This window comes from Sulfurimonas sp., assembly GCF_029027585.1.
GTDB lineage: Bacteria > Campylobacterota > Campylobacteria > Campylobacterales > Sulfurimonadaceae > Sulfurimonas.
Genome location: NZ_CP093397.1, coordinates 1,838,544 through 1,853,321, shown reverse-complemented (window position 1 = coordinate 1,853,321; position 14,778 = coordinate 1,838,544). Strand labels below are relative to the sequence as shown.

The window sequence follows — 14,778 nt, the reverse complement described above, 5'->3', positions numbered from 1 at the left end:
AATGAATTGGTTTTTTATAACACTTGGATATAGTGGATTATTTCCAAAAGTTCCTGGGACAGTTGGAACACTTGTCTCATTACCTCTTGGTATGCTAATCCTTATCTATTTTGATTCACAAACACTTTTTTTAGCGACTGCTCTGCTTAGTATTATCGCGATAAAATCTATAAATAAATACGAAGAAATATCTGGCATCCATGATGATAAACGCATTGTCATAGATGAGTTAGCAGGAATGTGGTTTGCCCTTAGCGTTGCGCCTGCTATAAGTGTAAGTTTGGGTGAAGTCAGTTCATTTGAAAATGGTTTTTTAATTCAGTCTATACTTTCTTTTGCACTATTTAGATACTTCGACATAGCAAAACCATCTATCATCGGTAGAATCGATAGAGAAACGAAAGGTGGAATAGGTGTAATGGGTGATGATATCATCGCTGGTTTTGCAGCTGGAATTGTCAGTTCACTTATCTGGCAGGGTTGGCTACAACTTCAAAATTTCATATAACGATAATTATGCAAAATAGCTTTTTAAACTTCTTGGTACTTCATGGTGTTTTTATTATTGGAGAACTTTTGATTCTTTTTACAATGCTTCATATGCTTTATCAAAGACGCACTCCTACTAGTATGATTTCTTGGCTACTTTTTATTATCGTTGTACCTTATTTTTCAGTTTTATTGTATTTTTTGATTGGTGTACGCAAACAGTCAACTAAAAATGGTATGTCATCTCTTAGTCTTAAAAGTAGTGAAAACATATCAAATATAGAAGTAAATGTAATGGATGGTATTTTACGCTTTAATGGGATTCCAGGAGCAAGCCAACATAATAGTTTTGAGCTTATAACACAAGCCAATGTAGCTTATACTAATATGATGGATGAGATTAAAAAGACTAAAAAAAGTATTAGTATGAGCACTTATGTATTTAAAAATGATGTGTTAACTCAAGAAATCATTAAAGAATTAACTATAAAAGCCAAAGAAGGTGTTAGAGTTCGTCTGCTTATAGATTCACTTGGTTCATATAAAATTTATTTTTTTCAAAATATTTTTAAAGAGTTACGACAAGCAGGTGGAAAAGTCTCTTTTTTTATGCCTTTATTGCGTTTACCTTATAGAAATTATATCAATCTTAGAAATCACAGAAAAATATATCTTTTTGATGAAGAAACTTTATTATCTGGTGGAATGAATCTCTCTTGTGAATATATGGGAGCAAATAAAACTAAAGATCAATGGGAAGATATACTCTTCAAAACACAAGGGGAAGCAACTTATCAATATTCCCAAGTTTTTGAAGATGACTGGGCTTATGCAAATCACTCTCCTATTCGTAAAGCGACTATACCAAATAAAAAAAATTATGGTGATGCCTCAATCCAAGTAGTGCCATCTGGACCAGATATTAAGGGTGATGCCTTATATAAATCACTATTAAGTGCTATATATTCTGCAAAACAAAGGGTATGGATAGTAACACCTTATTTTATTCCTGATGAAAATTTAATGTATGCTTTAAAAATTGCTAAACACAAGGGTGTCGATGTTAAGCTAATAACACCAAAAAAATCAAATCAGTTTTTTGCTGATTTAGCTCGAACCTCTTATATGCGAGAACTTGATGAAGCCAATATAAATCTTGTTCTTTATAATGGTAATATGCTTCATGCAAAAGTTATCCTTTTTGATGATGCTGCGTCAATGATTGGTTCAGTTAATATAGATAATCGTTCATTACTACTTAATTATGAAATAGTAAGTTTTATTTATGATAAGGATACCCTATCTAAAGTAGATGTGTGGATGCAGAACTTGATGAATAATTCTCAAAAACAAATAGCTAAAGCATCTAAATCTCGCCGTATATTTGAAAACTTTATGCGTATAATAGCCCCACAACTTTAAGAAATATAATGTTAAAACCACAATCTTATCCACAAAAACTAAAACATCAAAATAATTTTCTAAAAGAATCATTTTCTATTCTTGTTTGGAATATACATAAAGAAAATCAAAATATTTTATTTAAAAATAAACTTAAAGAACTTTTACTAGCAAAGCCTAGCGATTTTCTCTTATTTCAAGAAGTACAATATCCAAAACGAGAACCTTATGAATTACAAGACTATTCATATGCAATTGCCAGTAATATGGAAACAAAAAAAAATATTTATGGTGTTCTTACTGCGGCTAAAGTTGCTTTTAAAAATATTGCTTGTAAATTGACTAAAAACAAAGAAGCTGGAATTACCACTCATAAAAGTTTTATTGTTTCGCAGCACTTATTAACGAATGGTAAGCTACTTTGTTTGGTTAATATACATGCTATTAATTTTGTTCCTATAAAAAGTTTTAAACAAGAAGTTCAAGAAATCAAATCTATGCTTATAAAACATAAGGGTCCAATGATTGTTGTTGGTGATTTTAATAGTTGGAATGATAAAAGGATAGAAGAGTTGAAAAAATTTCAAAATGAACTTGGATTAACCAAGGTAGAGGTTAAAATGTCACATAATATAAAACATGTCTTTTTGAAACCACTTGATCATATTTTTTATAGAGAGCTTGACCTAATTAACGCAGAGGCTATAGACACGGAAAATGTGTCCGATCATAACCCAATTTATGCAAATTTTCAGACATAACAGCCGTTAAAAGTACACACTAAATATAATATTAGTTAGAAAAAAAAATCATAAAAGTGCATTTTAAATATAGATTAAAAAAGGTTGAAAATAATGTGTTGTTAACTGACTAGATAAGTGTCTCTTAAATAGGGGATAGTCCTGTCTGCCTTTTTTTTTATACTCATAATTTATCTCAATAATTATTATTTTAGCTTCTTTGAAAATAAATCTTACTAAACTGATATCTTAGATTTTAGGGGCATTATAATAAATGATTATTTAATGTTGTAAATGGTATAACCATGTAATATATCATTTTATTATGATAGGTTGATTTTGAAAAAAACCTTTTTTAAGTGATATATCTAAGATTACTTGTATATTTACATATAAAGGATATTTCATGGAACAAAGAAGTGTTAATGGTAGGTTAGTACCTACAACAAACTGGATTAAAAATAATAAAGAGCAAGAAATAGAGATAGCCTATTTGGGGCACTACTTGATAGTCAGTTATCTTCAAATTTTCAAAACAGGAAAAGACACTCAATCAAATATTTTTGGTAAAGATAGGATAGATATTGAAAAAAATGGTGAATTTCGATTTTTTCTTCCTAAGAAAGAGTTTATTTATGACAACAATGTAACCATAGAGGTCTTTGCACCTGATGGAGAACTCTTAGGTAAAGTTCAAACTTCCTATTACAATTTACATGATTCAAAGGCATCTCCAAGCCAGCAAGATACAACAGAAAAATACAGTATAGAAATAAACCCTAAAATAATTAAGCTTCAAAAACCTGATAAAAAAACAATATTTTATAAAAAAATCAGTGGAAAACTTATTGATTCGTCAGCACAACATGATCTTACAGGTTTACAAATCATTATCATGGCTAGGAGAGAGAATAATAATGAGTATGAAGCTCTTTTATCCGCTAAACTTAATAATTCTGGTTATTTTTATTCAGAATTAGAAAAGCATATAACATATGATGATGCCTATGTATTTATTGCCGGTTTAGAATCAGAACAAATTCCTATATCTCTAGAAGATGGTGAACTACCTAAAAATATTATCTTAGTGGCAGATTTATCAACTTTAGATGAAGAAGAAATTAAAAAAAGTGTAGCTAGTCTACCAAATAGTAATGATTTAGTAAACTCTTCTGCTTTTTCACAAGACCTTGGTGGTGGATGCGTTGATTTTACTGTTCCTAATAGATCGCTTGAAGAACATAATTTTTTTCATACAGTACGAACAACAGAACCTGAAATCAGAAGCTATACAATAGGTAAAGCAGAAAGTAAATATTTTAAACTAGAATTGTCTTCTTACACTTCAGATGCTTTTTCAATGTTTAAACAACTCATAGACTCTTGGAATTCTATAGGATTATACTACTATGAAAAAGAATCTACAGTATCTGAAAATAATAAAGTAACCTTAACCCCAGTTACTAAAAAGACCCCTTCTCTTGAAAAACATACATATACAAAAGAATTGAAATATATGTCTAATACTCTTGAAGCTATATCAACACCAGTTTATTTTGAAGTAGATAATAGTTATGTAAACAATATTATAGATTCAATAGCAACATATAGTGCAAATAAACACAAGCTAGAGCAATTACATAATAAAGTACAGCAAGCTTATTGTTCTACAAGTGTTGCAATAGATAATATGGGCTATTGTGAAACAATTAATTTAAACGCTCTTGAGGATAATACTAACTATAAAGCATTGCAAGTAGATATCAAAAATTTACAAGATAATATTCATAATAATCCATATACACCCTCTCTAGATAATGGTGCATTCAACTCTAAAATAGAAGACTTTTTAGAAAGATTTTTAAAAATAAAAAAAATAGATAATAGTCAAAGGAAAAGTCTTAATAAAAGGATTAATGCCTTTATTTCAATGCTAGATACTCAAATGGGTATGAGTGAAAAGTATAAATCTTATAAGGATGAAGTTAATAGTTATTTGATTAATATTAAAGATAATATTAATTATGGCATTGAAAATGATTTTTGTAGTGAAAATAAAAAAAGTGTTGCAGGTATTATCTGCTTAATGCAAGATTATGAATTTTTAAAGGATACTTTGTCCAATAAATCAATTTTCACTTTAGGTGAGATTATGAATATTGGAGCGTTTTATAATGAATTTGAACTTAGTATAAACTATTTTTCATCATTACTTGAAGACTTTCACACATTTTATAGAAAATGTAATTTGGAAATGCTTTTTGTTCAAGATGACTATTTTATTAAAAATTATAAGCATATTAAAGCGGAACTTAAACAGTTGAAATTATCAATAAATCTTGCAAAAAACAAAATTGAAAAAATTGAGTTGGATTATATTCATAACCACCCAGGACGTAAAAGCTTAAGCGTTGATAGCAGTATAGATTGGGATGAAACACCAACAATATATGAAAATACAACTATAGCTCATGGACATATTTTACAGTTTAAACAAGTCTGGAAAGCAGATGGTTACTCTTTGGGTGATTTACTATATAGTTTACCACTTGCACCCTGCCAAGAAAAACAAATTGCAATTGTTGATTGGGACAGAAGAGAACAAGCTGGGCGAACAGAAGAACAAGCTGTCTCAGAATCATTAAATGCTAATATCTCAAGGGAAAGAGATATAGACGAAATTATTAATTCAACCTTTAGTGAAAATGTAAATGCTCGTTCTAGTAATAAAACAAAGTCCACAAGTGCTGGAGCTAGTGGAGGCTTAGGTTTTAGTTACGGGGGCTTTGTAGCTGGTGCCTCAGGTGGAGTTTCTCACTCTGGTTCATCATCTATTTCAACAGCTTCTCAAGCTTCTTCTCGCAATATTGCAGGACATACCTTAAATAGATTGCAAGATAATGTTTCTCAATCCGCATCTTCTGTACGAAGTCAACGTAATACAGTTATTCAAACTGTAGGACAAAATGAATCTGTAACTGTGCAAACTGAGGTAATTAAAAATAATAATCATTGTCATTCTATGACAGTAGAATATTTTGAAGTACTAAAACATTATGCTGTAGAACAAGAGTTAGTGGATGCTCAAGAGTGCCTTTTTGTACCACTCCCTATGAGTGATTTTAATTATAAAAAAGTATTACGTTGGAAAAATACTTTACAAGGTTCCATGTATGGGAAAGAGCTATTAAAAGGTTTTGACGCTATTGAACGTATTGAAAGTAAACGTGATACAGGTCTTCCAGATGGGAGTTATGCTGATGATGTAATTGAAGAGTTGGGCGGATACTTTACAATCTCTTTTGACTTAGTGCGTCCTTATATTTCTAAAGTTGAAAAAGCAAATAAAATAGTTACTGAAAGTATTGAGTTGAAAAGTTTTTTCCCATGGACTACAAAAAATTTGATATTTACTTATCGTAAAAAATATCCACTTAGTGAAAAAGAAAAGAATGAAATTTTTGAAAAAGATTATGCTCCTGAAATAGTTAAAAAGTTTATAGAAAAAATAGGGATTTATGCAATAGATAAAGAGGGTAATGAAATTAACTTAAATACTGATGTAACATTAATGAGTCCATATATTAAGGGGACAGCATTAAAGGTCAATGTTGCATTAACTACAAACAGTAAAGTAACGCGTAGAGAGATTAAACATCTTTTATTTAGAGCGCATACTGAGGTAACACAATCATCAAAAATTATTATTAAATCTGCATATATTCATTATAAGACAGAATATATGAGTGAATTTCTTCTTCGAAATAAGAATATTAATAATGATATTATTAGCACTAAACAACTCTCTGGTGTTTCAATTAACCATTTTCATCTCGTACCTTCATATGATTATGTTACTGATGCGGCCCTAATATATACCCCGATGAGTGATAAAGAAAAAATAAATCCTAAAGATGAAGATATTCAAGATGCTCAAAGACTTTTAGGGTTTTTAAATGAACATTTAGAGATGGCACATAAATCAATTTGGTCTAATATGGATTCTAGTCGTCTTTTTGGACTCTTAGATGGTTATATCGCGCCCAATGCAAAAGGTAGGAGTGTAGCAAGTGTAGTTGAAAATAAAATAATGGGTATTGTAGGTAATAATCTAGTATTAAAAGTTGTTCCCGGAGAGAGACTTGATCCTATGTTAAGAGGAGCAGATTTATTAGAACATTATAAACCAGATACTAAACCAGATCCATTTAGAATAAGTGTTCCAACTAAAGGGGTATATGCAGAATCTGTAATGGGTAAATGTAATTCATGTGAAGAGGTTGATGAATCACGACATTGGAGATTTGAGGATGCTCCATGTGGAGTTAACCCTACAGCAATAGATAGTGTTTCTACTTCTAGTCGAAGAGAAGATGTAGGCAATCTTCAAGTAAAAGATTTGCCAACTAATATCATTAATATGCAAACACCTCAAACTGCCCCTGACCCATCTGGACTAATGGCTGCATATGGACTTCTTGGGAAAAGTGATGCCTTTAAAGACATGACAGGACTTGCCGGAACACAGGCTAATGCATTAACTGCTCTACAAACAACATCAAAAAGTGTGACAGATTTAGCAAGTATCTCAAAAGACTTTGCGAATCTTGCAGTAATGGCAAGCCAGAAAAAAGATGCTTCGAGACAGATATCTGAGATAAAAAAATTGAAAAAAGATGGAATTTTAACAGCAGAAGAAGAAAACGAAAAAGTCAAAACTGTCTTAGATACTTATCCAAATGCAGCAAAGAGTTTATCTCAAGATAATACTAAAGATATACCAACCATTGATAATGCTATTGCAGAGGGTGTCAAAAAAGGATATATTAATCCTGGTAGTAATATCTCTATTCAAGATAAAGATAAATCATTAACGGTAGATAATAATAATAATTCTATTGAAAATATTAGTGCGGTAAATGAAAAAGCGTATATGACTGGAGGACTTGGAGATAGTACAAATTATAATGTATTAAAGTTACCTAAAAACATTGATAAAGAAAAACCTAATGCACTTGTGCTATTAACATATGAAGATGATGAGATAATGAAACATGATGAGAGTTTTAGAGATGTTTCTGAAATAGAAAAGCAATATAATACTTATGTTGTTGCAATTAAAACGGTACAAGAATTTACTGATACTCATAAAAATGTATTAGATTATTTTCTTACTCAAACAGGTAAAAAAATAAGTTTCTTTTATATTCATGCTCATGGTAGTTCTAAATCTATAACTCTCTCAAAAAACAATACACTACTTGCTACATCTTTATTGAAAATAGATTTAAGTAAATATTATGAAGATAGTCCCAAAGGAGTAGTTAATTCATGTTTAACTGCTATTAATTATCATTCATATAAGTACAATAAGCTTACCAGCTTTGCTCAAGAGATGGCTAACAGTATGAAAGCTTCAATTCAAGCAGCTGTAACAGAGACTTATGGATCTTTAACAAGTGATTTACAATTGGTGCAAAAAGGTTCATATATTAAAAAAGGTTTTACAAATAATTATGGTTATTTTTTAACATCAGAAGGTTACTTGTTTTCAGTGGAAAGATTTAAAACTGATGATGAGGTAAAGGTAAGAAGAAGTAAGTTTTCAAATGCTTATAAAATTATTTTTGGAGAAGTTCCTTTAAAAAAAGATTCTCAATATGCATATCTTTTATATAGATATTTAGAAGTAGGAAATAAATATGTCAATAATATAACTTTAAATGTTGAAGAATTTAAGGCAAATAAAGTTTTTGATTTAATATCTGATAATACTAGAATGATTAGTGACAAGTATTTTATAACCTTAGAACCTAAAACGTAAATACTATCATTTTCAAACAAACATAGGGTCACTAGTTGGCTCTATCTCCTCAAAATCTTCTATAATAGTGTCAAACATTTTCATAGTTTTTTTTGCTTTTTTTGTATGCTCATCAAAGATTTCTTTAGATGCTGGAAAAGTTTCTCCTAGTTCTTTATAAATTAAAATGCGTCCATTTATATGTTTATCTATTTCTGTAAAAGCATCTTTAAGATACTCTTTTTTAGTAGTATGTCTAAACAATGACTTAACCATTTTAGCGCGCTCTTTTATAGGAATGGACTCATCAATTGCCTCAGCAATTCTTTTGATATCTAAACGAGAAATATATACTCCACTTTGAGCAGGAGCTAAAAGTTTAGAAGTAAGGGCATCTACAAACTGTGGAACAGGCTCTTCATCTTCTTTATCTCCAGAATCTCTATTTTGTGCCATTTCATCTTCTGGATTTAGTGAACACTTATCACTTACAAATTTTTTAAACTCTGCTTTTAAATCACTTAAATCATGTTGTTCCATCTACTGTCCTTTTATTATTTTTTTATATGCTACGGCACTTAAATTTTCTATCATATCATCATAACTCATATACCTAGCATCTAACTCTTTGGCTCTTTTTTTTAAACTAGAAAACTGTTTTGAGTTTTTCATATCAAAAGAAATTTTTGGTAATTTTTCTATCATATCAAAACTCTCAACATCTGAAAAATCTAAAACAGCATCAAATTTTGACATATCTACACTCATCGAGTCTGCTAAACGATTTATATCTGCATTTTTAAGTTGTACTTGTTTTGTAAACTCCATCAACTCTTCAAGATTGTCATGAAAGTAACTAACTTCAAATCCGCAGCTTAGAAGTGTAAATGCTTTTGTATATGGTTTAATTCCAATAACCGCTATCTTTGTAGCTACTATATCTTTTAAAGCCTCATTTAGCACTCTAATGCTAAATAAGTCACCAATCAGCTTATCATCCTTTTTAAAAACGATATCACACATTCCAGACTCTTTTACCATCGCACTTGATTCATCTAAAACATCTAGTATGGCATCTGTATATTCACTAGAAATTATTGCACCATCTACTTGTGATTTTTTCATATTTGAGAGAGTAAAGTACAAATCATCTTCTCTAATATTCATAGGAATCATCATCGCATCATCACCTTTTTTTTTAAAAGTTTTGTTTATTACTGCACTAAATCTACTAACTCCAGCATACTCCCCTATAAAACCAAAAAGTTTAGTCTGCGAAGAGATTTGATTTGATTCATTCATCTGTTATGCCCCATAATTCTCTTGCTTCTTCATCTTCTACCTTGCATCTATAACACATTTTATCATTTGAATTTGTACTAAAAATAATATTACACTCATCACATCGTTTTACTTTAAAAGATATAAGATTTTGTACCTCTGGAGCAAAAAATTCTTTCACATTATATGAAGAAGAAAGAGTTATAGCATCTACTTCACATACATCATGACAAATATGACATTTTATGCAAAGAAATGGGTCAAAATCAATCTTAGAATTTTTTATATCTGAAGTCAATGCACCACTAGGACAAACTCTATAACACATTTGACAAGCTATACAACTATCTTCATTCATAAGTTTTTGTGAAGTAAAACTCACTTCATTAGCATCTATGATATGAAACTGTGATGGTTTCTCTACTCTTTTTATTGCAGTAAAAAAAAGTTTTCTTCTATCGGTTAATCTTTTTTTCTTTAAAAGTGCAATATCTTCTTTTTGTAAAGTATGCTCAACCAACTCATCACTAGCTTTTTTAACTTCTAACTCAAAAGCATGTTTTGTTTTAGCAAAGTTATTTATATTTATTGAGTTAAAAAAACCTCTTCTGTCACTATTTTCTTCTTTATCTTCTTCATAACAAACATTTTGAAGTTTTATAACTGCATCACTTTGCATGGCTTCTAAAAGGTACAAAGCTTCTTCATGGCTTTTGATGATTTGAGTTTTACATTTATGAGCGATAGAACACTCATCGCAATGTCCCATATCAAAAATCATTTCTTTTTTCAAAACTGCTAAAGAGATTAGACTCTCAACACTAAGACTTGCAATACAAGGAACATTTTTTTTACAAGAGATTAGATTTTGTTCATCTTCTAAAAAGGAGAAGAAAAATTCGCTTGGTTTGAAATTTTCCAATACCAAAGCTTCACTTGGACATATTGCGTCACAAGCTCCACATCCAACACACGCAAAAAAATTTATAGCTGGAAGTGGATTATTTCCAACCACAATAGCATCTGTTGGACAAGCAAGCTCACATTTATTACACTGACTCTCTCTTGCAAGTGAGCGGACACAACGACTTGCTTCTAGTTTTATCAAAGACATAAATTATTTTATTTTTTCTACTAAATATTCATTATCACTAAGTAAAAATTCCATAGTCATCTCAGCAGCATCGTAGTATAGAGGTGTTCTTGCTTCATACTTCATATTTATAAGATAAAGCGGTGCCCATTTTAGTAGATGCTTATTCAAAAACTCTTTTTGAACGACTTGCACTTCTTTTACTGCACTTTCATTTTCATCTTCTAAAGCTTTTAATTCTGCTAAACATAAATGATGCATAAACTCTAGTTCAACACCTATGTGGTCTGAAGAAACAGTTCTAGATGCTTCATAGTCAACCATAAAGTTATATGCACTATACATATCTGTTACAGGGTTTGCTCCACCTGTTTCAATCATTTGGTCTTCTCTTACATAAAAAGATTCATAAGGTATAAGATGTAAAACAGATAAGTTTACAAAGTCTGGATTAAAATATTCTTGCAAAAGTTTATTTTCATCAACATCATGAAGTTGCTTCCACTCTTTTAAAGTTGGAAAAAAATCTAAAATATTTTCATCTTCTTTAATCATCTTTAGAGTTTTTTCATCTAACTCTTGAAGTAAGATTCTTGACATAAGCGCATAAATATTAACTCTAGACTTTATTTTTTGCATATAATTTATACCTTTTATTTAGTAGTTCTTTTATTTAAGTGATGATTTTATCACAAAAAGATAAAAATTTCTTTAGCTTATATTTTTAACTTCATTTTCATGATATATACTCATTGATGGAAATGCAAATTCAAGGTTATTTTTTTCTAAAATCTTCATCATTTGGTGCATTACATCTTCTTTTGTTACTAACCATTCTTCCCAATCAACAGTTTTTGAAAAACAATAAACAAGTATATTTATACTAGAACTACTAAACTCATCCAAGTAAACAAGTAGTGTCTTTTTTATCCCATGTGAATCTTCATAAGACAAAATTTTAGATGCACTATATTGGCTTCTATCTATTTCTGTTTTATCTGTTGCAATATCTGGATGCGTTTGAAGCATCTCTCTTATCTGTAATACAGCATTTCTTATATCATCTGCTTTAGAGTCATACTTTACACCTAAACTCATCTTGATTCTACGCCCTAGTCTTCTCTTATTCCAGTTTTTTATATCTGCATTTGCCAAGTTGGCATTTGGTATAGATATAAGAGCATTATCAAAAGTTCTAATTGTAGTAACACGAAGTCCAATCTCTACAACTGTTCCTTCTTGCTTATCTGCTACTATCCAATCTCCTTGAGAGAAAGTATCACTAAGTAAAATGGATAAAGTTCCAAAAAAGTTAGCAAGAGAATCTTTGGCAGCAAGAGCAACTGCAAAACCACCAATACCAAGACCAGAAAGTACAGCAGTAAGATTTACTCCTGCTGAGTATAAAATAAGTAAAAAACCTATTATCCATACAAGGAAATTAACTATTTTTATCCCTACATTGATGATTTCATTTTTTACACTTGAATTATTATCAATTTCTGAAATTTTTATAGAAACAATTGTATTTAAAGTTTTATATACTGCGTAAGTGAATAAAAAACTATACAAAATATTAAATGTTATGTTGATACTATTAACAGATATAAAGTCATTATATATATATACTACTATCTCTATATTTATAAGTAACATAATAAATTTTATAATTTTATGTAGCTTATTTACGATATCCTTTGAATACTTTTGAATATATTTAATTCTAAATAATAAACTTTGTGCCCAAGTATATACATATTTTTTTATACCATAAATTAAAAGTGTTACAAATATGATAACCAGTATTTTTATTATATTAAGACCAAGTGGTTCAAGCATAGAGTTGATGTTTTTTGTAAGTTGCATCTCATTTATCTGAATTATCGGGGCAACTAAGCCATACTTAGAATACTCATTTAAACTATACATTTTTTTATCGAAATATGAGAGGTACTTAACTACATCATAGTTAACTTCTATAACCATATAATATAACTTTACATATTCTTTAACTTTTATAAGAACTTTTGATTCACCTTGAATCTCTAAATATTTTTTATAATCAATATTATTTATCTCTTGAAGTCTTGTTTGGTTTCTCACAAACTCTTTATTTAAAAATTTCTCATATTCATCATAAGATTTTACATTATCTAAAGAAATCAAAATATTTTTTATCATATCTTTTTGTTCTTCTAATATTGTATATATTTTTACTAATATTTCATCTCTGGCAACAGCCAAAGCATTGCCATGTCGTTTATTTAAATTTATAACTTTATTTAGTGCAAAAACTTGTGCTTTATACTCATTAGATCGTTTGAGATAATCTTCTTTATCTTCTAAGAGTTGATTTATAGCCTTTGAGTACATAAACTCTTGTTTTTTAATTAATTTTACTATTCTTTCCTGAGTAGCTTCTTCACTATTCATTTCTTTTATAAGTTCTAATTGGTTCTCTACAAAAGGTATAAAGTCTATTTTTCCAAATATTAAAACTGGTAATAGTAAAAATAAAAGAAAAAATATCTTTTTCATTTCTAGATTCCTTCTGCTATCATAGCATCTGCAACTTTTTTAAATCCTGCGATATTTGCTCCATCTACATAATTGCCTTCAACTCCGTAATCTTTAGCAGTTAAAGCGACTCTTTTACAAATTTGTTGCATTACATTTTTAAGTTTTGTATCTACTTCTTCAAAAGTCCAATGACTCATAGAAGCATTTTGAGCCATTTCAAACTCACTAACAGCAACTCCACCAGCATTTGCTGCTTTTGCTGGTGCAAAACAAACTTTATGAGATAAAAAATTACTTATTGCTGTTGGAGTTGAAGGCATATTTGCTCCTTCGCTTACACTGACACATCCATTTACTATAAGATTTTGAGCATCTAATTCATTTAGTTCATTTTGAGTTGCACACGGGAAAGCCGCATAACAAGGTATATCCCAAACGGCATGAGCACCTTGAGGATAATCATTTACGGGTATATATTTAGCTTCAGGAAAAGTTTTTACATATTCTTCTAAAGAGCCTCTTTTTTCTAACTTTATCTCTTTTAAAAGTGCTAAATCAATTCCCCGAGTATCATATATCGTACCTCTTGAATCAGAACAACTTACAGGAATAGCACCAATATGTAAAAGTTTTTCTATTGCATGAATGGCAACATTACCTGCTCCACTCACCGTACAAATCTTACCTTCTAAACTCTCTTTGTTTTCCATTTCTAACATTGTTTGAGTAAAGTAAATTACTCCATATCCAGTTGCTTCTGGTCGCATTAAAGAACCACCAAACATAAAAGGCTTACCTGTAAGTACTCCTTCAAAAGATGATGTGATTTTTTTATACTCTCCAAAAAGGTAACCTATCTCTCTTGCCCCAACTCCGATATCTCCAGCAGGAACATCAATACGAGGACCAATATACTTATGAAGTTCTGTCATAAAAGATGAACAAAATTTCATAACTTCAAAATCACTTTTTCCTTTTGGGTCAAAGTCACTTCCGCCTTTTGCTCCACCTATTGGTAAGCCCGTCAGTGCATTTTTAAGTATTTGTTCAAAGCCTAAAAACTTCAAGATACCTTCATTTACACTTGGATGAAAACGCAAACCACCTTTATATGGTCCTAATGCATTGTTAAACTGAACTCTGTAACCTGTGTTTACCATGATTTCGTTTTGATCATTTAACCAAGTTACTTTAAATTTGAAGATTCTATCGGGAACTACTAATCTGTCTAAGATAGAGTTTTTTTTGTAGATATCACATGATTCTAAAAGGGGAGCGATGGAGTAGATGACCTCTTCCATCGCTTGAAAAAAGATTGCGTCTTGTTCAGAGCTAACGCTCTCAAATTTTTTAATTTTTTCTTCAGCTAAACTCATAATATTCCTAAAATTATATTTATCAAAATATTATCAAAAATATCGTAAGTAACAGATTAAAAAATACAAATTGTT

General features: G+C 29.9%; 10 protein-coding genes. 4 read left to right on the top strand and 6 right to left on the bottom strand.

All coding sequences use genetic code 11. The features are described 5' to 3' along the window. Position 1 precedes the first annotated feature (1 nt). The 4 genes from MOV50_RS09605 (at position 2) to MOV50_RS09590 (ending at position 8,454) form a co-directional block, all read left to right on the top strand. Positions 2-508 (top strand): phosphatidylglycerophosphatase A, encoded by a 507-nt coding sequence (locus MOV50_RS09605; RefSeq protein WP_321777691.1) that lies wholly within the window; start codon positions 2-4, stop codon positions 506-508. 8 nt (positions 509-516) lie between these two features. Further along, on the top strand, positions 517-1,911 hold the full coding sequence (locus MOV50_RS09600; RefSeq protein WP_321777690.1) for a phospholipase D-like domain-containing protein: 1,395 nt from the start codon (positions 517-519) through the stop codon (positions 1,909-1,911). A gap of 8 nt (positions 1,912-1,919) precedes the next feature. Beyond that, positions 1,920-2,651 carry an endonuclease/exonuclease/phosphatase family protein gene (locus tag MOV50_RS09595; RefSeq protein ID WP_321777689.1) on the top strand — a complete coding sequence of 244 codons (732 nt, stop codon included), beginning with the start codon at positions 1,920-1,922 and terminating at the stop codon, positions 2,649-2,651. 385 nt (positions 2,652-3,036) lie between these two features. Beyond that, on the top strand, positions 3,037-8,454 hold the full coding sequence (locus tag MOV50_RS09590) for a hypothetical protein (protein WP_321777688.1): 5,418 nt from the start codon (positions 3,037-3,039) through the stop codon (positions 8,452-8,454). Positions 8,455-8,466: 12 nt separating this feature from the next. Here the strand turns inward: MOV50_RS09590 and MOV50_RS09585 are convergent, their stop codons facing one another. From MOV50_RS09585 to gdhA, 6 genes are all read right to left on the bottom strand, one after another. Then, complete coding sequence (locus MOV50_RS09585; RefSeq protein WP_321777687.1) at positions 8,467-8,973, bottom strand: hypothetical protein; 507 nt, start codon at positions 8,971-8,973, stop codon at positions 8,467-8,469. Beyond that, entirely contained in the window at positions 8,974-9,735 is a 762-nt protein-coding gene (locus MOV50_RS09580; RefSeq protein ID WP_321777686.1) for a hypothetical protein, read from the bottom strand. It lies immediately after the preceding gene. After that, positions 9,728-10,828: a 4Fe-4S binding protein gene (locus tag MOV50_RS09575; RefSeq protein ID WP_321777685.1), complete on the bottom strand. Its 1,101-nt coding sequence runs from the start codon at positions 10,826-10,828 to the stop codon at positions 9,728-9,730. The genes MOV50_RS09580 and MOV50_RS09575 overlap by 8 nt, the downstream gene beginning before the upstream one ends. A gap of 3 nt (positions 10,829-10,831) precedes the next feature. Beyond that, a complete protein-coding gene (locus tag MOV50_RS09570; RefSeq protein WP_321777684.1) occupies positions 10,832-11,446 on the bottom strand; it encodes a molecular chaperone TorD family protein in 615 nt (204 codons plus the stop codon). Between the two features lie 72 nt (positions 11,447-11,518). Continuing rightward, entirely contained in the window at positions 11,519-13,345 is a 1,827-nt protein-coding gene (locus MOV50_RS09565; protein ID WP_321777683.1) for a mechanosensitive ion channel family protein, read from the bottom strand. A 2-nt stretch (positions 13,346-13,347) separates the two neighbouring features. Beyond that, positions 13,348-14,703: an NADP-specific glutamate dehydrogenase gene (gdhA, locus tag MOV50_RS09560; RefSeq protein WP_321777682.1), complete on the bottom strand. Its 1,356-nt coding sequence runs from the start codon at positions 14,701-14,703 to the stop codon at positions 13,348-13,350. Between the last annotated feature and the right edge of the window lie 75 nt (positions 14,704-14,778).

Excerpts from the sequence above, each read along its gene's own strand:
- MOV50_RS09575 (WP_321777685.1), bottom strand. The coding sequence starts at position 10,828 with ATGTCTTTGATAAAACTAGAAGCAAGTCGTTGTGTCCGCTCACTTGCA.
- MOV50_RS09585 (WP_321777687.1), bottom strand. The coding sequence starts at position 8,973 with ATGGAACAACATGATTTAAGTGATTTAAAAGCAGAGTTTAAAAAATTT.
- MOV50_RS09600 (WP_321777690.1), top strand. The coding sequence starts at position 517 with ATGCAAAATAGCTTTTTAAACTTCTTGGTACTTCATGGTGTTTTTATT.
- MOV50_RS09580 (WP_321777686.1), bottom strand. The coding sequence starts at position 9,735 with ATGAATGAATCAAATCAAATCTCTTCGCAGACTAAACTTTTTGGTTTT.
- MOV50_RS09590 (WP_321777688.1), top strand. The coding sequence starts at position 3,037 with ATGGAACAAAGAAGTGTTAATGGTAGGTTAGTACCTACAACAAACTGG.
- MOV50_RS09570 (WP_321777684.1), bottom strand. The coding sequence starts at position 11,446 with ATGCAAAAAATAAAGTCTAGAGTTAATATTTATGCGCTTATGTCAAGA.
- MOV50_RS09565 (WP_321777683.1), bottom strand. The coding sequence starts at position 13,345 with ATGAAAAAGATATTTTTTCTTTTATTTTTACTATTACCAGTTTTAATA.
- gdhA (WP_321777682.1), bottom strand. The coding sequence starts at position 14,703 with ATGAGTTTAGCTGAAGAAAAAATTAAAAAATTTGAGAGCGTTAGCTCT.
- MOV50_RS09595 (WP_321777689.1), top strand. The coding sequence starts at position 1,920 with ATGTTAAAACCACAATCTTATCCACAAAAACTAAAACATCAAAATAAT.
- MOV50_RS09605 (WP_321777691.1), top strand. The coding sequence starts at position 2 with ATGAATTGGTTTTTTATAACACTTGGATATAGTGGATTATTTCCAAAA.